This is a genomic window from Psychrobacter sp. R86515 (assembly GCF_042466315.1).
Taxonomy (GTDB): domain Bacteria; phylum Pseudomonadota; class Gammaproteobacteria; order Pseudomonadales; family Moraxellaceae; genus Psychrobacter.
This window is the reverse complement of record NZ_JAXHCC010000001.1, coordinates 2412961-2437666: the sequence shown is the minus strand read 5'-3', so window position 1 is coordinate 2437666 and position 24706 is coordinate 2412961. Positions and strand designations below refer to the sequence as shown.

At 41.9% G+C, this 24706-nt stretch carries 13 protein-coding genes and 1 tRNA gene; 6 read left to right on the top strand and 8 right to left on the bottom strand.

Translation table 11 applies throughout. The features are described from left to right. Window positions 1-39 precede the first annotated feature (39 nt). Complete coding sequence (locus tag SJY28_RS10170) at window positions 40-351, bottom strand: cory-CC-star protein (RefSeq protein ID WP_179799197.1); 312 nt, start codon at window positions 349-351, stop codon at window positions 40-42. A gap of 115 nt (window positions 352-466) precedes the next feature. After that, on the bottom strand, window positions 467-2149 hold the full coding sequence (locus SJY28_RS10165) for a carbon starvation protein A (RefSeq protein WP_379544358.1): 1683 nt from the start codon (window positions 2147-2149) through the stop codon (window positions 467-469). Window positions 2150-2451: 302 nt separating this feature from the next. On the opposite strand from SJY28_RS10165, the gene SJY28_RS10160 reads away from it, so the two are divergent. Both SJY28_RS10160 and SJY28_RS10155 read left to right on the top strand, forming a co-directional pair. Beyond that, entirely contained in the window at window positions 2452-3120 is a 669-nt protein-coding gene (locus SJY28_RS10160) for a hypothetical protein (protein WP_201579714.1), read from the top strand. 102 nt (window positions 3121-3222) lie between these two features. Next, the gene (locus tag SJY28_RS10155) at window positions 3223-3786 is read left to right on the top strand and encodes a hypoxanthine-guanine phosphoribosyltransferase (RefSeq protein ID WP_057760160.1); all 564 of its coding nucleotides are present in this window, start codon (window positions 3223-3225) and stop codon (window positions 3784-3786) included. Window positions 3787-3891: 105 nt separating this feature from the next. On the opposite strand, the gene recD is transcribed toward SJY28_RS10155, so the two are convergent. The 3 genes from recD to SJY28_RS10140 form a co-directional block, all read right to left on the bottom strand. Then, complete coding sequence (gene recD, locus SJY28_RS10150; RefSeq protein WP_379544357.1) at window positions 3892-6102, bottom strand: exodeoxyribonuclease V subunit alpha; 2211 nt, start codon at window positions 6100-6102, stop codon at window positions 3892-3894. 74 nt (window positions 6103-6176) lie between these two features. Continuing rightward, entirely contained in the window at window positions 6177-10715 is a 4539-nt protein-coding gene (locus SJY28_RS10145; RefSeq protein WP_379544356.1) for a UvrD-helicase domain-containing protein, read from the bottom strand. A gap of 76 nt (window positions 10716-10791) precedes the next feature. Further along, a complete protein-coding gene (locus tag SJY28_RS10140) occupies window positions 10792-15306 on the bottom strand; it encodes an exodeoxyribonuclease V subunit gamma (RefSeq protein ID WP_379544355.1) in 4515 nt (1504 codons plus the stop codon). A gap of 444 nt (window positions 15307-15750) precedes the next feature. Between SJY28_RS10140 and SJY28_RS10135 the strand changes: the two genes are divergently transcribed. From SJY28_RS10135 to SJY28_RS10120, 4 genes are all read left to right on the top strand, one after another. After that, entirely contained in the window at window positions 15751-16278 is a 528-nt protein-coding gene (locus SJY28_RS10135) for a hypothetical protein (RefSeq protein WP_379544354.1), read from the top strand. Between the two features lie 66 nt (window positions 16279-16344). Continuing rightward, window positions 16345-17154, top strand: a complete 810-nt coding sequence (locus tag SJY28_RS10130; protein ID WP_379544353.1) for a hypothetical protein — start codon at window positions 16345-16347, stop codon at window positions 17152-17154. 73 nt (window positions 17155-17227) lie between these two features. Then, window positions 17228-17303, top strand: a tRNA-Arg gene (locus tag SJY28_RS10125). 508 nt (window positions 17304-17811) lie between these two features. Beyond that, window positions 17812-18633, top strand: coding sequence for an alpha/beta fold hydrolase (locus SJY28_RS10120; RefSeq protein WP_379544352.1), 822 nt, complete (start codon window positions 17812-17814; stop codon window positions 18631-18633). Between the two features lie 484 nt (window positions 18634-19117). On the opposite strand, the gene SJY28_RS10115 is transcribed toward SJY28_RS10120, so the two are convergent. The 3 genes from SJY28_RS10115 to SJY28_RS10105 form a co-directional block, all read right to left on the bottom strand. Continuing rightward, window positions 19118-20800, bottom strand: coding sequence for an NAD-dependent malic enzyme (locus SJY28_RS10115; RefSeq protein WP_101205849.1), 1683 nt, complete (start codon window positions 20798-20800; stop codon window positions 19118-19120). 317 nt (window positions 20801-21117) lie between these two features. Continuing rightward, window positions 21118-22926: a D-lactate dehydrogenase gene (dld, locus tag SJY28_RS10110; RefSeq protein WP_379544351.1), complete on the bottom strand. Its 1809-nt coding sequence runs from the start codon at window positions 22924-22926 to the stop codon at window positions 21118-21120. Beyond that, window positions 22923-24629, bottom strand: coding sequence for an L-lactate permease (locus tag SJY28_RS10105; RefSeq protein WP_379544350.1), 1707 nt, complete (start codon window positions 24627-24629; stop codon window positions 22923-22925). The genes dld and SJY28_RS10105 overlap by 4 nt, the downstream gene beginning before the upstream one ends. Window positions 24630-24706 lie beyond the last annotated feature (77 nt).

Genomic DNA, 24706 nt, shown 5'->3' with positions numbered 1-24706 from the left:
GTGCAATCAGTGTTTAGCTTATTTTTATCACTGCTATTATTAGCAGCAACCAACGTGATCAAAGGGGCATCTATCCATTCCCATACGCGTGTGCCATTCGTGGAAGTTTTCTAAAAACAATGGCTGTAGCTCTAGTGTATAAAAGCTGGCTGGGTTATCAATGCCCAAACTCTCGGCAAACATGAGCAACATAAAAAAATCTTCTTCATCACGTGCCGCGCGTGCCATCGTCTGACGATAAGGCGCATGATAAAACTCATTTAATCCACTCTTAAACCGTTGCCACCATGGTTGAGTGTTCTCTAATGGTTGAACGTTTTCTATATCATTCGATGTGTTTTCATTTTCCATAATGTGCTCGTATTCTACTTAATTCTTATGATCTATCATGCCTATATGATATAAAAAACGCCAGCAATTGCTGCTAGCGTTTTTTATTAAACAGACACTCAATATGGTTTAACGTTTAAACCCCACCGTTTTTACCTTTATGTAGTGACCACTCTTTGCGTAGTACAGACAAACTCTCAAACGTCACCAAAATGGTCGCGATTAAGATAATAATATCCATAATAATAAGTAGCCAATTACCATCAGTAAAGAAGGTTTTGAGCTGAATCAATAATGCAAAGACAGTCATAACCAACAAGAATGACAATGGTGCTAAGGTGTACCAAACCGGCTTACCTTTACGTAATAAGATAATGGTAACGATCATCAAAGTTAAGGCAGCCATTAACTGGTTGGTTGTACCAAATAGCGGCCAAATAATCATACCACCCGCGCCATCGATACCACCAGCACCGAACGCTAACAACAAACAGCTTCCGACAGCAAGTAACGTTGCAACGACACTCTTATTTAGTACGGGTAAATTATAAAATTCACCAAATTCTTGGAAGATATAACGTTGTAAACGTACGCCGGTATCCATCGTCGTACCAGCAAACAATGCAGCCATTACCGTGAGCATGGTCTGTGATAGCACCATGTCGATGCCAACGCCGGCATTCAAGATGGTCGCACCGCCGTCAATGAAAGCACCGATAGAGCCATCACCGAACTTTTGGTAGACCGCTTGCCAATCACCAAGAGTCGCAAAACCTGCGGTTGCTGCAAGGATTGCCCCAAGCGCTAGCATACCCTCACCCAATGCACCAAAGTAACCAACGAAACGAACGTCTTCTTCTTTATCAATCTGCTTAGAAGTAGTCCCTGTTGCGACCAAACCATGGAAACCTGATATGGCACCACAAGCAATTGTCACAAACAACAATGGTAGAAGTGACGGTGTATCCGCTGGTAATGCAGTGTTAACCGCTGGCGCGACAATATTAGGCGTGCCAATAAAAATAGCGGCATATAATAAAATCAAACCGACAAATAACTGTAAGCCATTAATATAATCACGAGGTTGAAGCAGCATCCATACGGGCAACAACGACGCAATCGCTGCATAGGCAAACAAGATCAAGATCCATACCGCGTTATCAGGCAAACCCATCACGGTCTCAGGTAACACAATCGGGAACATAGGGCCAAGATAGATAAGCCCGTACAAGGCAGTTACCCCGATAATGGACACCCAGACCAGATTCATATTGTAGCGATAGATACACTGCCCGATGATGAAGGCAACCACTAAGGCACCCCAAACGGGCAATACCGCAGATGGCGTCTTAATCATCATATTGGCAATAGCTACGCCAAATACAGCATTAACCATCAGTAGTAATAGGAAAATGACAACCATCATCAAGCTGCGGACACGTGTGCCCATGACAGTACCAGCGATAGAGCCAATCGACTGACCTCTATTACGCATACTTGCCCAAATAGCAGACATATCATGTACACCAGCCATAAAGATAGTACCTACTACTACCCAAATAATGGCAGGCACCCAGCCCCAAATAACTGCAATCGCAGGACCGATAATTGGTGCAGCCCCTGCTACTGACGTAAAGTGATGCCCCCACAATACATACTTATTGGTAGGAACATAATCGATCCCATCTTTCATCGTATGTGCGGGTGTAGGACGGCTGTTGTCCAATGCTAAAATTTTGGTGGCGATAAATTTTGAATAAAACACGTAGCCGCAGAGCATAGCGGCAACGGCGAATAGTAGTACGATAGCACTATTCATCTCATCTCTCCCTAGACAAGTAGTCAATAGCCTTATAAGTTCAAGCTTTTTGAATTAAAATATGAAAAATATGCTAAATTAGTGTGCGATGAGTGACTCAGCTCATCTATCGTTTAGGTAAATTCTAGCAATTTGCAAAATTATTACCAATCAACAAAGTCATTTATCTTATAACTAGGGCATGTCACTAATCAGCATTTGGTTTGATGAGCCTGAGACTAAAACTTTGTTTGAATAATAACCGATTTGGTGATAAATGTAACGTAAGTAAGACATAAAAAACAACAAATAAAGGAAGTGCAATGGCACATTATTTTGGATTCGTACCCTCAGATAAACTAAAAGCTTTAATCAGTGAGGCCGAACAAGTCGTTGCTTCAAATGAGAATGTAGAGTACTACCCTTATCGCGATGCTCTTACGCATCAGACAGCGCGTGATCTTACTGATAATTTATTGGTGGGTTTGGTAGAGATTATTCCGAACCCTGAGCGCCAAGCCTCTATGCGTAAAATTGTTGGAACGATTGAACGCGCGACAGATACTTTGCTCAATATCTTACTAGGTAAAGAAAACAACAAAGACGTATTACCAAGTTTTCATTTTCTAAGGGATCATGCAACCTTTATTGATAATGAAGGTGTTAAACGTGTCGGCTTTAAACTGTCAGAAAAAGATGCCAATACCATCACTGAAGGTTTTGCTGCTATCACGCCTGAACATGTAGATAGAGCCAAATTTAAAACAGCACTTGAAACCATGAATGAAGAGACGTTGACCCATTTTATCAGTCGTTATGCCGAGACATTAAAGCTAGGCATGATCAAACGTAAGTCAGTTCCAGTTGCCAAATCGGCAATTGATAAAGGCATGAGTATGGCACTTAATAAGCTATTACCTGACCTACCAAATGACTCATTGAATAGATTGGCCAATTATTACCGTCCATTTATTATAGAAAAGCCAGAATAATCCCAAAATTTGGATTAATTTTGTCCCAAAAGTCATATGACGTTGGGCAAATTCACTAAAATTTGCTAAAATAAGCGGCACTTTTTACCAAAGGCGCACCCGATGACCCAAATCAGTAACCAAGAAATTGAAAAAACCTTACGCAACTCAGAGTGCCTTATTAGCAGTATCGAAGTAGCTGCTGCTTATGAGCGTTTGGCCGCTCAGCTCAATCTACACTATGCTGGTCTAAACCCAATTGTTATGGTCGTGATGAACGGCGGATTGATCCCAGCTGGTCAACTACTGACACACCTTACGTTCTACCATCGCATGCATTATATCCATGCGACTCGTTATCGTGATAACGAAGGTACTAATGAGCTTGATTGGAAATTCAAGCCTGATGTTAGTATCGAAGGTGAGCACGTATTGTTAATTGACGACATCTTTGACGAAGGTATTACCCTAAAAGCAGTTGTTGAAGAATTAAGTAAAGAAAAGCCTCTATCACTTGAGTCTTGTGTCTTGCTTAACAAGCAACATGATCGCAAAGTTGCAGATTTTGACGTAGATTTTGTGGGTATTGATGTTGCAGATCGCTATGTTTACGGTTGTGGTATGGATTTCCATGGTTACTTGCGTCACCTACCAGGTATCTATGCAATCAAAGAAGACAAAGTTTAATTCTAGACTTAATTGATTAAAATAGTTAAGTCCTAAAAAAGCATCCAAATTGGATGCTTTTTTATTGTGCTGATTTATTGTGCCGACAACAACTTGAATGAATCGTTAAAACTGTAATGCCAAACCAGTATGGCGTTCAGTCGGTGTTTGAACTGCTTTTTCTAAAGCGTGCTTGGTACTATATATCGTTACCTGCTTCTTAGCACGAGTCACTGCCGTATAGATAAGCTCTTTGCTCAGCAATCTTGCATGACTATTATCGAAAGTAATAGCAACATGATCAAATTCAGATCCTTGTGACTTATGAATAGTCATTGCATACGCTGTGGCTATCACCTCTTCATTTAGCAAATTAACAGCTATCCCTTGTGTCTTATTTTCAAAGAATACTTCTAATTGGCTCCTTTCATCTGATGTTTGTAAGCAGAAACCGATATCCCCATTAAATAGCCCAAGCTCATAGTTGTTTTGTAGCACCATAACAGGACGTCCATGGAACCATGTATTTTGACCCAATGGTAACTTTAACTCAGCAAGATGCCATTGAGTGAGGTAGTTATTGATATAGTGGTCACCCCATTCACCATTATGGCCAGCAGTGAGGATTCTAAATTTATTAAATACCTCCATTAACGAAGTGGTAGTATTTTTAACTGATTCTGGCACGGATTTTTCAATCGGATTTTCCAGTAAATTTCTAACTTTATTTACGTATGACTGGTAATTATCGGAGATTTCTGAAACAATTTTTTCTTTGCTTAGGCTATTTTCTATCTTGTTATTTGATAGGGACTCTGCTTGTAACGTATTAACATATTGGAAAATCAAAGCAGCGTCTTGCCTTAATAATTGCCAAATAGCTTGAAGATCTGTCTCTGCTTTATTGATTTGAGTGGCCAGTTTACCGATACCTGACTCGGCGCTAAATCGGCGGCTCTCTGTTAGCTTTGCATGTATAGGTTGCAATAGCGGAATGCGACAGAGATCAGCCAATACTGCTCCTGCATCGACGGCTGCTAACTGATTAGCATCGCCTAATAATATCAGCCTTGCACCTGGCTTTACAGCGCTTACAAGATAATTGGCCAACTCAACTCCGAGCATAGATGCTTCATCGACGATGATAATATCTTCACCGAGTGGGTTGTTGGTATCGTAGCGCGGTCTACCCGTTCGACCGATGCCTAGTAGACGATGGATGGTTTTTGCCTCTTGCAACTGCAGCTCTACATTTGCGTCATCTAAAGCCGCCTGCAGAGACTCCTGCATACGCTGGGCCGCCTTACCCGTTGGTGCTGCTAATGCTAGACTAGCACTGTCTGTGCTAAACCTAATATGTTCAGAATCATCTCCCCTACTCTCTGTCGCCTGTTGTAACGCGATAACCAATTGAGCAACAGTGTAGGTTTTACCTGTCCCTGGGCCACCAGTAATAATACTAAATGCATTATTGTTCGCCACATTGATAGCGGCTATCTGTTGGTCATTTAAGTTCTCAGGCATGGTAATGTCTAAAGGCACTATCTGCTGATTCAAAATATGATTGATATGCTGTGCTAAGTTAAATTCTGCTTGCCATGTGCGGTGTAGCCAAAATGTGATTTTTGAACCTCGGGTCTCTTTATTCTTAGCGATGTTATAAATAATTGGTTGATTATCTTTGCTTAGGCTATTTTGATTGTTGTTACAATTAGTGTTCGCATTAACATTAGCGAATAAAGCATGCTCATGGATTGAATGAACGAAAGTATTTAAGTCGCTATTTTTCAAGCGATGATATAACGTAGTTATCGCATCAAAACGTTTGATCAACGTCTCTTTTTCATGATTACTCAATGCTAGCTGCGCCCATAGGTAATCTCGCTGACCAAACAAAGTATCTAGTAATACAAATAGCGATGTCTCCGTTGTAGTGTCATCGTCTAGTTGCGTGTCTAATTGCGTTTTTATCTGAGTATCAATCAGCGCAAAAATTGGTGTTGCCAGTATCTCTAGTAAGTTCTGCTGCCATGTATATAATGTGACCACTTCCCCGTTAATCTGACCTTGCATGGGAGCTTCATGATCGGCTGCATTAATGGTTAATACAGTATGACCCTCTTCCAAATGAGCCGCTAAAATAACGAATAGAGCAGTAAATAAGTCATTGTTTTCCGACTTATTGATTCTTTTGCTCTCATCATTCGTCTTTGCGTCTGTCGCGTCATATGCTACATGTGTTTGTTGACGACGCAGCAAAATATAATCGCTAATGTTACTGGCCCAACTCTCTTGTAAGCTGATGGCTGACTTACTTTTATTGTTATTATTACTCATCGTATATTTATCTCTTATTAATCTGATTAACTGCTATAACAATTTTTATCTATTTAATTGCTATATAAGGTTTATTAATCCGGCAGGCCAAACAATGCATCTAGACCTTTAATAAAATCGATAGGAATATCCCAAGTAACCAGTCCATAACAACTTTTATCGCTCAAGCTGTCGTGGTTAGACTGAACCACATCTTGCGATGTAGGCATAGTAGCTGCTTGAGCATTCGGGTCATACACACCGCGTAAAAACACGTACTCTACAGCGCCTAAGTACTTATCTTCATTACCCGTATAATCACTGATTCTCATAGCAAGGAACCGATGCAATGCTACCTGATAGATTGCTGCTTGTAGCCAGTACCCCGCTTTAGACATTGCTTTCTTGAGGGTATCTTCGTTGTAATCGCTTAGGCTATTTCCTAGAAAGTTACTCTTATAATCGACCACATAATACTTGCCAGCATGCTCATACACCAAGTCAATCTCACCACGCAAATAACGATACAGATGTGCTTTGTTTTGTGGCACTAGAGTGACGTGTTTATCTGTCTCGTCAGGTAAATACTGTTGGAAAAGCTTACTAATATCCTGTGCTTTGAAATTCTCTGACAACCCCATGTTGAACTCCAACTCGGCAAATCGCTTACCTTTATCAAGAGCAATCAAGGGTTGATTGGAAGCCAATAGTGGCGCATGCAACACTTCTTCAATCCAACTAACTAACGCCTCGTGCTTCGTTGTATCTATTGACTCAAGATCAAACCCATCGCTATCTCTTTGTTTTTTACCTTGGGATCTGCGGCTCTGCTGTTCAGCACTGCTATATATCAGCGGCAACTGATAGCTACTAATCGCTCTATCAATAACCTGAGGCCACTGGGCTTTATTAGTGAAATCGATTTGTTCAAATATCTCGTGCAAAAACGTACCGGCATTGGCACCTTTTACAAAGGTAAAGCGGATATCATCTTCTACCTTGAGGCTTAGTTCACTGTCTTGTTCGAGAGACTCTTTGCTATTCAGTGAAGAAAGGTCTGAAACAGAAGACTCTGTCATATCAATATCTATCGCATCATCAATACGCTCATCCACTATCGCCATTGCTTGTGTAGATTCATCTAGCTGACGCGCTAAGGCGGTAAAACTGGTCTTGGCCCAGCCATAAAAATAATTGGTTTTCATCACCTCAGCAAAGGGCGCGTACTCAATAGCCTCTGTTGTAGGCTTATGAGCATTTGACTTGGTAGCAGCCATCTGAACATTGTCATTTATACCAGCTGAATTAACATCATTGCTTGCGTAGTTATTGCCATAAAACTCATTAACCTTATGCCCTCTGAGCATGCCTACGATGCCTTTGAGCCTATCTGGTAGCTCAAATTTTGCTTCTGGCGATTCAAACCAATAGAACACTGGTTTTAGCTCAAATCCTGTCTTGTTACTCGGATCTCGTAGCACAACATAAAGCTGCTCACTGGCTCGAGTAAATGCCACATAGCCAAGCCGTCTTATCTCATCAAAACCTTCTTGTGTCTCGATATCGGTGTAATAACTCTCAACCGTGGCAGAGCCTTGCAATGGTGAGAAGCGGCGCTGATTACCCGATTGATTATTTGTCGACTGCTGTACTTCTATCGACTGCCGCACTAGCGCTGAAGGTGCTTGTTGCACGTTATATAGGTACAGCCCATAGTCCTCCTTATTGCCAGACTTCCTACTGGCGTCACCCATTCCCAATACATAGACAATAGGGAACTCGAGCCCTTTTGACTTATGAATGGTCATCAGTTGCACGCCAGACTCTGTCGGTAGCGGATATTGCTTAGCCCAATCACTATTAGGCGCTGCATCTATATGCTGCCTGAACCACGCCAGTAGCTCATGCTCACCCATGCCTAGACCATACTGCGCCAAGATATCCATCACATGACGCAAGTCCATGATATGACGGTCACCTTCTGGATGAGCAGCTAGGGCTTGCCATACGCCTTGCGGCTGTACAGGGCTTTTATCTAATAGATAATGTAGCGCCGAAAATATGCCAAAGTGCTGCCAACGCTGTGCACCTTCTTTTAGATAAGTAATAAAGTCTTGATAGCTCTTTTTAATATCAGTAGCTTCATTAGTTGAGAAGTCTTTCGAATTAGAATTATTTGAACGGGCGCTTGGCGTACTGCTACCCTCGGTAATGCCTGACTCATGGTCCGTCATCATGGCTTTGATGTTTTTGATACTCAGTCCATATAGGTGACTGGTCAACACCCGATTAATCATGTCATGACGATACGGGTATAGCATGGCACTTAGTAGCGCCGCCACATCTTCTGCCATAATAGTCTCAAAGATGCTGACATCACTGGTAGTCAAGGTCGGCACATTAAGTTTTACCAGCTCATCTTCGACCCTTTTCAGATCTTTTTTGGCACGTGCCAGCACCCCAATATCACTGGGCTGAATCGGCTTACCTTTAAGTGTCTGACCACTATTAAGCAAAGTGGCTATATGGCGAGCTGTTATCTCATGTTCATCATAATCAAACTCTTTGTCCTTGTCATAAGGCAGGTGCAATAAGCTCACTGGCTGAGCAGAAAGCACCTCTGTCACCAGCACATCATCCAGACTATCTGACGCATTAAACCAAGACAGCTCATATTCCGGTTTTGCTGCTTTGATATGTTGGTAATGAATACCAGTACCCAATTGCGACAGTTTGTTCTCAGTAGTTGTTGCACTCGCCATACCAAACCAACAGTTCAATGCGTTAATCACACCGGCATTAGAACGGCGGTTGATATCAAGCGTCCAAAGGGCGCTTTTATCAAACTGGGCTTTCATATAGTTATAGTTGGCCACATCGCCACCGCGAAACCCATAAATAGCCTGTTTGGGATCACCAACCAATAGCAGAAACTCATGATTGGTTTTCTTAGTGGTTGACTGCTTATCACTGTCCGACTGTTTACGCTTATTCTTTGGCAAATAAATACTTTCAATCATAATGGCTTGCTCGCCATTGATATCTTGCGACTCGTCAATCAATGCCACAGGATAGTGATAACGAATATAACGCGCCAGCTTATCTCCTTGGCGACCAGTTAGCGCTTGATTTAAGCGTACCATTTGTAAACTAAAAGTCGTCTCGCCACGCTCTTCTAAAATAACTGGCAGCCTATTACGCACAGCCAGCACAATATGGCGGTTAAGATCGGCCAATACCAACAATATATGCTGATTTAAACTATCAAGCATGTCTAAGAGAGCCATTAACTTGCTAATGGTCTCTAGCTCAAAAAGTGTCTGATGCTCTTTTTCTTTATTCTTATTAAAGTTCTTGATTTTGCCATCTTCATCTGGATATCTAGAATCCTGCAATGATGTCAAAATCTTGTTTTCGCTTTCATTTAAATAGCTATTAAATGTCAGCTGATATTCCGATATCTTTTGATGCACCTCGATAATGGCATCAAACTGTTTGGTTAAATTAGAACCACCACGGAATCCTTGAGACTTTCTATAATCAGGATTTAAATAAGGCTGAATATCTGCTAAATCTAACTGAGAAAACTCATTGATTAGCTTTTCGTATGCATCAAAATCAAAGCTTTTCTCATGCCTTATCTCATCAATCGGCGCAGAGATAAAATTAAGCGAGCGAGTTACGTATTTCTTATGATCGCCAACTGCAGTCAGCTTACCTTGCTGATCCATTAGCGCGTAAAGTTTAGGCTGCTCATAATACAAACGGCTTTGAAACTGACGCAGCTCATCATGAATAATGCTGTCAGTCACCTGTTCAATACTGCTGTCTTCAATAATCCCCATGCCCTGCTGGTGACCCGTTTCGCTACTGTACTCCGTCAGCCATTTTTGCGCCAAGCTATCGAGCGTACCTACGAATAGCTTATCTAAGGTAGTTAGTACCAATGCTGTACGCCTGATAGCTTCCGCCATTGGGTAACTGTACACGTGATCCAGCAAATAACCGACGAGATGCAAGTTGATAGGATCTTGCATAATGCCATCTAAGCGCACATATTTGGCCTGATTAACCAACCAATCTTCGCGGTCTTTTTTTGCTTGTTTACGTTGCTCAGCCGCCACTTGCTTATCAGCAGCAAGGTCTTGATTTAAATCGTCAATACCTGTCTCAACGTTTGCGTCTACGTCTGAATTATTGCCTGCTTTTGTATCTTTATTACCCTCAGGCATGACCTGTAGTATATTGGGATAGAGACTCTCTTTGTTGCTAGTATCAGCACTTAGGCTATTGACCCATTGTAATAGCTGATAAAAATCTACCAAACGATCGTGGATACGCTGACGCATTTCGGCAGCGGCGGCTCGAGTAAAAGTCGTGGCGATGATTTGCTCTGGCGCACGTCTTGCTTCAATCAGTAGGCGCAGCACAATACCAGTCAGCGTCCAAGTTTTGCCCGTGCCCGCTGAAGCTTCGATTAGGTGCTTGCCCGTTAGATCGACGTCAACTGCCGGTATGACATCATTTTTACGTTCAGGCACAGCAGATAAAGTCAGCTCATCTGAATATTCATCAAATAAATTCGGTTGTGTAGACAAGTCAATGATATTAGTTGGAGAAGTAAAGTCTGTCATATGGGCGGATACTTTTAATTATTATTTATTAGAACAAGATAGCAAAAACTAATTAGAGGCTGTTCTAGATAATGGGCTAACCATCTAAGTTAGTTAACGCATTAAACATCGGCGCGTATAATGGCTGGGCTAATGTAGTCAGAGCTGCCGATAGCGCTTTGAATGCATCTTGGTCACGTAGCACGTACTGCCAAATAGCATGCTGCGAGCAAGTATCGTATACCGTGTCTGAGTTATAGTTAGGTCTTAACCAGTCGGAGAAGTCGGCCCGTTTTGGCCAGTAGCGGTTGCTGTCACCTTCTTCAGCTGTTAGATACTTATCAAGGTAATTAAGTGCATATTCTGGTAATAACGTAATAGGCACTTGACCCGTTAACTTACCAAAAATAGCCCATTTTATCAGCTCAATTACTGCGTCTTCATACACGATCGGGCTTAGTTTAAATGCGATTACATCTTTATAGTTACTAACTTGCGAGCTGGGCTTATTAAAGCGCCAAATACTCACGCCATCATTTAATACCACTTGCTCGGCAGTGGTACGTCTGGCCACTTGCCAATACAAATGTGACAACCAAAACTTAAGTAAATGCCTAGGGCTAGCAGAATTGGGCAGTATATTTAACCATTGTTTAGGCGATTGCTGAGCATAAGGCACGCCTGCCTGAATAACTGATATGGGTGCTAATATAGGTACTGAGCCTTTGATCTTAATGGATTTTGGCAACAGCTTGAGCAGTGTTTCTATACCCTCTATATTTGTCTGATTGCTTGACTCATTATCCATGCTACTCAGTATATTTTTTAGCTCTATCTGAACCGGATGCTCGGCAGTTGGCGACAGTAGCTGTAATACACTGCTGCTATCTGCCTTACTCTCGTTGAGAATACTGCTCTCATCAAAGCCATTAGCAATTAACTGCTCTTTGAACTCTAGACATTGCTGTTGCAGTTTCTTTTGTTGATTGGGTAGCGTGGTTTGGCGAGCGACACCAGCGGGCATGATTTTTTGATACATCAGGATTGGAATGATGGTTTCAGCCGCTGCATTACTATCATTCTTTTTAGCCTCATCAGTAACCAACTGTTTAATCAAATGATCTTTGATTTGATAGGTAGTTAAACTGTTTAGAAATAGCGGCTCTTGCTGCGACAGTGCTTCTTCACCTTGTACCACATGCACTTTTTGAGACCGTAAGAACGCTTTGGCAGGATGTCGCACTTGGTAAGCCAACACCCCTTCAATATCTATCTCTCCGATGTTAAATATACTATCGGATAACACTTGGATGAGCGCTTCTGTCATGCTATTGACATTGCTAGTATCGACAACCGTATCTAGCGCCAATAGTTCGACCAATGCAGACAAGGTTTGATTGTCTACTTGACCTAGCTGACCCAAGCCTTGGCCAAGCACCTGAGCGATTGACTCATACTCCGCCTTCGTGGGTAAGCCCACCAACTCTTTATGCTCACTAGATACTCGACCTTTTAATGTGTCGAACACCGCTTGCCAAAGCGGTGCAGGCGGAAACTGCTTTTTCTGAGCCAGTTTGGTTTTGCGCATGGCTGTATTTAATAAAGTATCCAACTCATCAATCATATCGACAGGGCTAGAATCCTGAGCGTTAGCATTAGCATTAACGTTGGCATTAGCATTGTCATCAATATCAGGAGACACTTGCTCAAAAACATCAGTGCCTTCGATTTCTGTCTCAAACAGACTCTCATGAAAAGGTAGTGCAGGATGCTCAGTCACCAACCACTGTTTAATCAATTTAGGCAAATAACGCTTGAGGCTTTCCGTGGTGGGATCAATATTCTCGGGTAATGTCTCAAGCGAGTTCACCTGCCATTGCACCTCGCCTTGCAAAAACTGCAATAGCTCGCTCACTGGGTTGGCTGGCAAATGCTCATGAGTGTCCGTCAAGCTTTGACCATTGTAGAACATCCAGCAAGCACTGCGCGCGCACAGTAGCGCATCTAAAAATGCACCATTGTCATCATCTTCACTAACTCTGTCACCGCGGCGTGCATTGGTCGCTTTCATCAAATCATAGCGGTTATCACGGTCACGCCCTGGGAACTCAGAGAGATCCATATTGAGCATCACCACCAACTCAAACGGCACGTTTCTTAGTGCACCAAATCGACCAAAAGTAATCACCCCAGTTGGCTCGGCACTGACCTGCTGACTTTCAAGCTCGTTTTCGATACTGTCTAGCATAAAGCTTAGCTTGAGCGGCAACTGCTCTACACCTGCCAGCCTCTGCTCTACTTCTCTGTTATCGATATAACCACTAGCGTACTGCCTATAATGACGATTGGCTCGTAGACTTGATTTAAAACCATTCATCGCATTGTAAATGGCGCGCATGGTACGTGTTTGATCCACATCGCCAAAGTAGCGATGGATAACTTGTGTCTCAATCTGGTCGAGCCAATCTTCCGCTTTCATTTTTTGTATATGATCATCACGTCGTGCAACCAAACCAGTATAAATGCGGCAAAGCGCTTCAACAATCAGCGCATCATTCAGGCTCACTTGTGGTAACGGCAAGGTCATTTCTGGTAACGCAGTGCTTGGCCATTCATCGTCATTTAGATCATATAAGCAGTCGCTCAATTCAGCCTCTGGCATGACCAGACCTAAAGTTAATCTGTCTAATGCCTGTGCAAAGCTAAAGCGATAGTCGTAATCATTGCTGTCTAAAGTTTGCTTAAGATGAAGCTCGTCAAAGCCGCGAATAAAGCCCGCCTCTACCAATAAATCACAGCCACGGCTCATTTGCTCATGAGTCAGTCCAAAGCTTTCAAATAAAGGCGGTAACATGAGCCAGTCTAAGACTTCAGCTGCTTCAAAACGGGCACTATGGCTACCCAATAGTTTGTAAAAACCGATAATCGCTTCCCATAACTGGCGAATATCGGCGTCAACAACACCAGTCACTTTAGCAGGCAAGGTCAAACCGTCTTGACCTTTACCATTGACGAAGATAGAGCCAATCAATGCATGATGACGTTCAACATCAGGTAGCAGTACCACAATGTCAGAGATATGGCGTTTCTTTTCACCTAGTTTGATAGGTTCATTTAGCCAACGACCAATCATAATACGCAATACTTCAAGCTGACGCTGCAAACTATGACACGAATGAATGCCTAGGCTATTATCTTGGGAAGAGATTGCCCAAAAACGGTCTTTCTCAAAACGCTTATTCTCTAACGCTTCATCTTCATACCAAGCCGTTGCTAGCTTAGCGTCATCAAAGCTTGACTCTATCTGCTTACTTACCGCTTGTGAGACTGTAGCGGCTGTTGCTTGCTGGGTAGATTGCTCATCAAGCATCAATACATCATTTTGCAAACGTTTTAATAAGCTCAGGTTACCTTGGGCATCTTGAGTACTGACAGCGTCATCAGCAGCATCTATGCTTTCATAATCATAATGAACGAGTGCATCATCTACACCATTATCAAAGTTATCTTGCCACTCTACCAGCGCATCGTCGTATTGCTCATTACCTGATAAATTGGCAAGCATCGCAAACGCATCGCGCGACTGCTTGCCTAAACGCGATAGCAAACTGTGACCATAATCACGTAAAAAGACACTCTCAGGGTTGATAATCTGCTGACGCTGTAACCATGATTTATCAACGATATCCGCCCAAAACAGCTTTGATGGATTGTAATGCAATAGCGTGATATTCATGTATTGTGACAAGCGCTGTAGAAAATCAAGCTCGGTCTGTGGCAGTTGCTGGATGGTAAATATACGCAATACTTTGGGTAACTGATCACGCTCATTCGCCTCGTTACCTTTTAAAGCTGACCAGAACGCACGCTCTAGTGCTACACGGTGTAGATGGACATCGGCAAACAAATGCAACCACAAGAATCGTTGGGCAATTTCTAACTCAACATAATGGTCGACCAACCACTCAGGCGTGCCGCGCGCATACTTATCAAAGCGCAGGGATAAAGCGTCTTTATCTGCGATCAACTCACTTACGCTCAACAGCTTGTTTTGCGACCATAATGCCAACCAATCCTCACGGTGAGTCAAATAGCGGTTAAACACCCTTGCCAAATCGCTTGCCAGCTGCCAAATACGGGCATCTTGTTGCGCCTTATCCTGTTGTAAGCTGTCTTGTTGAGCAATTGCTTGTGGGTCATCAATCAAAGACGCTAACAATGGATGAACTGGATGCTTTTCATCTGCAACAATCGACTCCTGATAATAAGTCAAATAACCAAACAATCGCCACTGCATTACCGTTGGTGACAATACCGCCACTTCCGGCACGTTTAGAGTTGTCGCTTCAGGGCTTTGCGCCAGTAAGTATGCATTATGGCGGGTCAGTACATCTTGCATCAGCGTCCATTGATACTGGCCCCAAAATTTAGTACGCACCAAGGTACTAATACCAGCACGGCTAGCAATAGTTTTATCCAACCAATCACCCAATACCATTGAAGGTACAATGACAATAAAAGGCTCAAAAACAGGCTGATCCTTGGACTGGTATTGTACAAGCAATTGATCAACGAGGTTTTCGGTACGGTGCGACTGAATAATAGTGAACATAGACAATAATCTGATTGCAATAAAGGTGAGATATTAGGATTAATAAAAAAGGCTTCACTTGTAGATGAGATGTCTGTATCCACTGTCAAAAACACCATAAAATATCTAGACAAAACAAAAATCGATACTCATCAATCCATGTTTGATGGTCGTTACTATGATGCATTTCTGCTAGCATGAGGGCCGTAAACAAAAATAATTATAGTAGCAAACTCTGCATATCCATTGATAACGTTGACATACATGCCAAATTTGCTATCAGTGTGCCATTGATGGTTATCGTTTACTAGTGTAAATGCCGATATTATAATAAGCTTGCGACATTTAGTGTCGTTTTATACTATCATTCATATTTACAATGAAATAATCTCATTGCAGTTTTTAAATTGCCCTTTACAACCTGTATCTAAATAATACTTTCTATTGACGGGATTACTTAATATTATGCCATTGCGTCCCATTGATGCTATTTTTGTCCATCCAAAACAACGCTTGTACGTCGTGTATTATCGCGGTGAGTTATGGCAACTGCCACGTATGAAAATCGATGACAGATCATGGCAAAACAGACGACCCTATACCGATGATAGCAGCTCACTTTATTTGAGCATTCATCAAGCTATCAGCGACCCTGTACTTGCGCAGAAATTGAGAACGCTAGATCTCCCTGTAGCGGTACGTGGTAGCACGTTGCCGCGTTTTGAAGCATGGTGGGAGGCACATGGGTTTAGATGGTTAAAAGACAGATTATTAACCGGTGAATCGCCATTAGCAGCGCATCAAACTACTACATCTGCTGCCAAGGTATTAAACGACCAACCTGATTCTCTAATAAATCGCCAAACCAATAATCATACTGATGAAAGTGGTGAAGTTAATGAAGAACAAGTACCTACCCCTTCTGCAGACACGGATATCTTTGCAGACATGTTGGCTGAATTAACCGATGAAGTACTAGAACAAAAGCTTTAAAAACTAGATACCACCCTGTATATAAACTTTGCTATGAATCAACTAATAATAAAAGAGCAGTAATATATGAAAGACTACAAACTACTGCTGGCTGGGCTAATCTTGCTACTGCTCACAATCTTTATCGCGGTCTTCATTTGGTTGTGGACCAGTAATCGAAAAAACACAGACCCATTACCAATCATGGCAAGTGAAAGTGAAGCAGACCCTAGTACGAAAGGTGATGAATCAAGAGAGATTGCTGACAGTGTTTTATACATTCGAGCAGAGGAGAAGTTACAGATACCTTTGGACGATATCATTGTAAGCTTTGAATCTCGTTATCCGCACGTACAAGTGCTAGCGATCTATGTCCCCTCTAACGACCTTCTCACAGTACCAAGTAGTGGTTCTACCAAAGACAAACTCTCTGACTTTGTCTTCGATACAGATATGATTATTACCAATGACGATAGCCTATCTACAGAACGGGTATCACTCCTACAGTCAGAATTGCAAAAGGCACAAGATAGAAATGATCAAAGTCAAAAAAGCATTGATAGTGCTAGTATAAATGACGCTTCTGATAAAAATAGTAATAATAGTACTACGCATAATAAAGATAAAGAGATACACACTCTAAATCCCTTTAACTATGCTCTAAAAGATGAACAAGCGCTTGAGGGTGTCATCCTGACAGACGATACAACTGCTGTTAGCTTTCGTAATTTTTTACTATCGAGCACAGGTCAAGATATACTAAAAAAATATGACTATCAAAATATCAGTGGTTATAAGAATAGTGTAAATGACTTATTTAAACCAACCTCACAGGCAAAAAATGCATCAGGTGATCATGCTGTAGATGTCACTGACGCGCTTAGCAATGGTGAGTAAGGATAAATTGTCTTTATTTATCTTTTGTTGATTGCTTTTATGACTGCTTTTTTCTACAATGTCACTCCATAATGCGCCTATAGCTCAACAGGATAGAGCAGTTGCCTCCTAAGCGATCGATCCGAGTTCGAGTCTTGGTGGGCGCACCATTAAATAATATTAGAAGTAATAAAAAACCCCATAGCCTATACGCTGTGGGGTTTTTTATTACCTCTAAAACACGGTAGTTAACGATTAATAACGGTTGAGCTACAAACCTATAACGGCTGAAGCCATAATGCTTTTGTTATTAATGTATGATTAATAACACTTTCATCAGATTGGTTTATCTAAACTCAGTACGACTTTCAGTACAACAGTCTTTGGTACAGTCGCATTATTTCAATAAAGCCATTTCATTAGGCTTTTGAATAAGTGAGAAGAGGAAGTAGCGGGATGAGTCTAAGCTTCTTATAAATAAAGCTCCGTACACAGTTGGTGCTATTTTTGATAGCCGTGTTGCCGTTGATCAATAAGACCGCATACTTACTGAAGAATTCCTTCACATTACTATTGTAACGTTGGGTCAGTTATTGGCTTGTCTTAGCCGACAAAAACTGTCTCCCGTTTCCGTAGAACGATTTCACGATTATTAATATTCATCTTTAGGGGGATGCTATGAGCACTCAAATAACAGAAAACAATACCTACATTGATGGGCATAAGATTGCATTTTTGGAACAGGGCTCGGGCAGTCCAATAATCCTGCTGCATGGGATTCCAACCAATAGCCTCATGTGGCGAAATATTATTCCACAACTTGCAAAAACACATCGGGTCATCGCTCCCGACCTTCTCAACTATGGGAAATCTGCAAAACCAAAAAGCGCAGATGTGTCCATTAATGCGCAAAGCCACATGATTGTAAAACTCATGGATGTCCTAGGTGCGCGGCAAGCAGATATTGTTGGACATGATATTGGTGGAGGCGTTGCTCAGTTGATAGCTGTCAATTATCCAGAGAAAGTTCGAAAGCTTATTTTGATAGATAGCATCTGCTTCGATTCATGGCCTATCTCAGATTTTGAGCCGCTACAGGAACCTGGTGCTGAGTCAGAGATGAGTCTAGAGGACTTTTTAAGCATGATGCGAGGCTTCCTACCAAAAGGGGTATATGATAAGAGTGTCATGACTGATGAGCTTATTGAGATGTATCTTGAGCCTTGGTCAACTGAAGATGGCAAGCATGCCTTCTTTCGCAATCTCAGACGGTTGAATAAAGAGTATACTCAGGCCATTACTGACGAACTTAGCAACCTTCCACATCAGACGTTCATTATGTGGGGCGACAAAGACCCTTTCCAAAAACCGGAATATGCACCAAAGCTGGCAGAAGCGATTCCAAACGCAGAGCTTATCTGGATTAAAGATGTCGCTCATTGGTTAATTGATGAGAAACCTGATGAAATTGGTGAGCATATCAATCAGTTTCTAAGCTAAAACACGAGTGGTACAGAGACACGTAACACAGCGCTGCATCGAACAGAAATGCCATATTACTGTTTAATGCAGCATTTTTATTGTACCGTTCGCCATTACAGAGAACTAACCGTAGACGTATATACGAAATGGACTTTCAACAATTCCACAAAATATAGCTTGGTATAAAAAACCGTTAAGCTCATAGCTTACTCTGAGTAAGCATACCATTTAAGATATAATCAGTAATCATTTAAACCCTTGTAAGCCTCTAACTTCAACGGTTAATTAACACCTTTTTCTTTAAGCAGATGCATGCTTGAATACTTAAGCTTAGCTATACTGAAGGAATGGTAGAAGTAAACTTGATAAACTAATGAACTTTGATAGAAACAAAAAAGGTTGCCAACACTATATGTAATATAGCGTTAGCAACCTTTTTTCATTTAGTACTTTACTTAGATAATGTAGCTAATATTAGGAATTTTTATATCTAATTTCTAACTTAGAAAGAAGTACGGCGATAGTTACGATATTCAGGTAACCAGAAGTTCGCTTTTAATCGGCGTTGTAAGTTCTCCGATGTGATAGGTAGTGCTAGCTTATCTTGAGCCGCTTGTAATGCCACTGCATACGCTATTTTTTCACTGATCTCTCTGATAACTTTGATCGGCGGTAAGATGGCACCAGGTGCTTTTTCGTATTCCATTGATATATCTGCAAGGGCTTGGCTTGCTGCCGTTAGCATATTATCGCTGATACCTGTCGCACGTGCTGCTAAAACACCCAGACCAATACCAGGGAAAATATAGCTGTTATTACACTGAGAAACCTCAAAAGACTGACCGTTATAAGTGGTATGAGGAAACGGACTACCCGTCGCAACAATTGCCTTACCTTTACTCCAATTCATGACTTCTTGCGGCGTTGCTTCCACACGAGACGTTGGATTTGAAAGTGGTAGTACAATCGGGTGCTCAGTATTAGCACATAGCGACTCGATCACTTCTTGGGTGAACAGACCTTTTTGTCCGCTAACACCAAATAATACGGTGATTTTTGCTTGTTTAACCACCTGCGCTAAGCCGAGTTTCTTGCTTTTATCCCAGCTTGCAATAGCTGATTCTTTTTGTACTAATGGTTCTTGGAATTTTTGCAGCTCTGTCATGCCATCTGTTAGCAAGCCATAACGATCAACCATGAATACTTGACTACGAGCTTGCTCTTCAGTCAATCCTTCACGCTGCATTTGGCGAATAATATGCTCAGCAATACCACAACCAGCAGATCCTGCGCCTAAAAATGCGATATTCTGTTGGCTAAGTTTTTGACCTTTATTTAGACACGCTGCAATCAGAGTACCAACCGATACCGCAGCAGTCCCTTGAATATCATCATTAAAGCAGCATAGCTGATCACGATATTTATTCAATAACGGGGTCGCGTTTTCCTGAGCAAAATCTTCAAATTGCAATAACACTTCTGGCCAACGGCGCTTAACGGCTTGAATAAATAAGTCCACAAATTCATTATATTCATCGCCAGAGATGCGCGGATTTCTCCAACCCATATACATAGGATCGTCAAGCAACTGTTGGTTATTGGTGCCGACATCCAGCAAAATAGGTAGACAGTAGGCTGGGCTAATACCACCACAAGCCGTGTATAAAGACAACTTACCGATTGGAATGCCCATACCGCCAATACCCTGATCCCCTAGGCCCAATATACGTTCACCGTCAGTAACAACGATCACTTTGACGTTTTGTTTGGTGGCATTTTGTAGCATATCGTCGATTTTGTGACGCTCAGGATATGAGATAAACAAACCACGTTTACGACGATAAATTTGCGAGAATTTTTCACACGCCTGACCAACGGTTGGGGTATAAATGAGCGGCATGACTTCTTCGATATGCTGCTCAATTAGATGATGAAATAAGGTTTCATTGGTATCTTGTATATTACGCAAGTAAATATGCTTATCCATAGCATCAGTGAATGAGCTAAGTTGATGATAAGCACGTAATGATTGCTCCTCAATCGTTTCAATATTATGAGGTAATAGCCCCGTTAAATTAAAGCTACTACGTTCTTCTGATGAAAAAGCACTACCTTTATTCAATAAAGGTGTCTCTAAAAGAGCGGGTCCAGCAACAGGAATATATAAAGGACGCTTGTTTGACATAATGTAATCTTCTTATTAAAGGCATATGAGTGAAAGCCATACTGAGTGAAAGCTATGCTAGTGCTGCATTATACATAGCATCGACTGGTATTTAACAATAGATAACAAAATCATTTTGAATAAATGTGCTTCTGAACTCGAGGCTGCTGATACATTTACCGAGAAATAATAAAAAAGCACTACCAATCGGCAGTGCTTCTGAGGATGTATTGAGCATTTATAATAAACAAATACTGAACTATTCAGCTACTTAGCTACTTAGCTACTGATAAATAATCAGGCCAATGCCAGTTTTAAATATCTGTTATAGAGTTCAGTTATAAACAACACGAGCAATTGCGTTTGGTTTTCGACATTTTACCAATACCCGGATTAAAGGTATTGGTTGGGTCTAGACTTTGATAAAAGTTCTGCAAATCAGGTTCCGCTTCGTATAGGTGTCCGACATTATGCTCAGCAGGATATTTGGCTCCGCGTGCGCTCAGTAGCTCTAACATCATTTTTTTAACAAGATGTGCATCACTACCCTTTTTCACAATATAGTCTTGATGAAATACATAACAAAAGAAGTGTCCATAATAGAGTTTCTTCTCCAAATGCTGTTCAATGTCTTCAGGTAGGGTTTCCAGCCATTCTAATTCGTTACGTGGTATAGCAATATCCAATGCCAATATATCGCCGACGTCTTTTTCATGTATGACTTCATAACGTAATGCAGCACCTGCAGCGGCAAAGCGATGTAAAAAGGCACTTTCTGATTCTTCTTGACTACATTCAAAATAGTTACCCGTATTTGAAGCGTCAAAAAACACCTTTAGAAAATCCTGTGCTTCTGCTATGCCATCATCACTCATTTTTAAGATGAGATGATGCTCATATTGGTCGCGGTACTCTAGCATTCGCTTCGGTAAATGCTTTGGAAATATATTGGCGATGAACTGCATGACTTTGTCAGTGAAATGCTTTGGCATCCATGACCATTTATGGAACTTTGCGTCCATAGCACCTTTGATAGAAAATAGTCTAGGTAAGGCATTGGTACCAAGATGCTTAATACTCAGGAACGTGTCCTTACCATACTTAGCAGATACATCGAATATATCACGATGCATGTACTCACCCACTTCAGGGATATTATCGAAGCTTGATAATATTTGCCTTCTGAGCTGTGCAAGCTCACTCACACTGTTGGTACCTATATAAAATGTTTTCTCTTTTACAGCCGTTGGATAGGTATCAAGACGTACTGCAAACACGGCAAGCTTGCCAGCGCAGCCACTGACTTCATAAAGTCTTCTCCTATCCGCATTAAAACGACTTGGCGTACTTGCATCAACATCTTTTACTCTGGCGATATATTCTTTGTCAGATGCCATCTTACCGGTGTCAGGTAATGCTCTTTTATCAAAATTACCTGTTTGCAGATTAGTAAGTATTTCTTCTGGGGTATCTCCTAACTCTACATCTAGGTGATTAACCAGCACTAGCTGACCGTGCTTGTCTATTTGGGCAAACAATGCCAGCTCGGTATAAGCAGGACCTCTTTTAACCAGAGCCCCACCAGAATTATTAGAGACACCGCCAATGATAGATGCACCCAAAGTCGATGAACCGATGACCGAGTGAGGCGCTCTATTTACGGCTTTAAGCTGACTTTGCAACTGGTGTAATGTCGCCCCAGGCAAGCTAATCACTTGCTCATTGTCATTCACCAAATACAACTGGTTCATTGCAAGGGTATTGATCACAACCACAGGTCTATCGTAGTCATTACCGCTCGGGGTTGAGCCTTCCGTCAGGCCTGTTTTTGCTGCTTGCATGATAATGATGCAGTCGCCTTCCACACATATTTCTAGACTACGCCAAATCTCCAGCAATGTTTGCGGAAACAAAACAGCCAAAGCATTGCCGCCGCCAGAACGCCACCCCATTCTATAGTGTTCGTTTTTTTCTGGATCGGCCTGTACATTGCCGGCTCCCAGTAAATGGGTTAGCTTGTCTAATACTTGCTCAGGATGAAGTGTGTCTTGGTCTTGATGCGCTATATTTGATGAGAAAAGGTTTGATGAAGCTCTATTTAATGACGGCATATGACGCTCTTTATTTGGTGATTGTGTGTCACTCATGACGCTAAAGGCCCTTGAAAACCAAAAATATAAATGGCAGCCATAACGATAATCCCGCAGAACAACACATAATAGATGGTAGGTAAAATAGTACGTCTAAGTGTGGCGCCCTCCATATCGAGTAGGCCCACCGTTGCCGATGCAGCCACGACATTATGTACCGCAATCATATTACCGGCAGCGGCGCCAACTGCTTGAGCCGCAATGATTAGAGAAGGTGAAATATGTAAGCTCATGGCGGCTTCGTATTGGAATTGACTGAACATCATGTTGGATACGGTATTAGAGCCCGCGATAAAGGCACCTAACGCACCAATGGTTGCACTGATTAAGGGGAAAACACTGCCAAAAGTACCCGCAAACAACTCTGCACTGGCGACAGGCATACTCGCCACATCTGATAAGTTTACGCCTGAATTAATAAAAATTCTAACCATTGGAATCGTAAAAATAAGGACAAATCCGGCCCCTAGTACAGTTTTGCCTGATTCTTTAAAGGCACTATTTAGTGCACTGGCAGGTCTTTTGGTTTGAAAAGCGGCGGCAACCAAGGCGCTGATTAATAACAAGCCGCCTGGTAAGTATAAAGGACTAAAGCTGGCACTGATATCTGCCTCACTTAAAATCGAGGTTAGGTCTACTGTCGCGCTGTTCAGCAAAGACTGAAAGCCTGTTAATACTCTAGAACACACCAATAAAAGGGCAACTAATAGATAAGGAAACCATGCCATGACCGTGGACATCTTTTTATCACTCAACACAGGAGTGATGTCTTCTTTGCTGACTACTAGCTTACCAAGCCATTCACTTGGCCAGCTTTTTTTCGGTTCAAAATTCCATGTGGTTTTTGGTACTAAAAATCCACGTTTTGCCGCATTAACAACGATAGTGATACTGACCAAACCGCCGACCAAGGATGGAAACTCTGGCCCTAAAAAAATACCTGTTAGGGTATAAGGGACTGTGAATGCTAAACCCGCAAAAATAGCAAATGGCCAAATTTCGAAGCCTTCTCTCCAGCTTTTATTTTTACCAAAAAAGCGCGTGAGCATCATCACCATAAAAAGTGGCATAAATGTACCAATAACACCGTGCATAATGGCCACTTGGCTGGTAATCAGTTGTAAAAAGTCGCCCCACTCTAGTCCTTGTTGTGCCAATTGGGTGCTAATGGCTACTGTATCTAATCCCTTGTTTACTCCAATAACGATAGGCGTACCGACTGCCCCAAACGATACAGGCGTACTTTGTATCATCATTCCCATCAACACAGCACCCAGCGCTGGAAATCCTATCGCGACGAGTAAAGGCGCGGCAATAGCGGCCGCTGTACCAAAACCAGCCGCTCCCTCAAGAAAGCAACCAAAGCACCATGCAATAATAATGGCTTGCACCCGCCTATCTGGCGATACATTGGTAAACCCAGCACGGATAACGGCGATAGCGCCAGTATGCTTCAACGTATTCAGTAAAAAAATAGCCCCAAATACGATCCACAATACTGAAACCGTAATGACCATTCCTTGAATGATCGATGAAGACACGCGATTAAGCGTCATATCCCATACAAAGAGGGCAAGCGCGGCAGTAACCGCCAGCACGATTGGCATGGTTCTTTTGGCTGACCATTGCAATCCTATCAAAAAAATACCACAGAGAACGATTGGCAGTAATGCCAACAGTCCATATATTGTTTGATTCAAAATCATAATCCTTTTGTTATCGTGTAATCTTCCTTGAACCACTTCATCTAAGCATTTGTTTTTATAACTTCATGCTA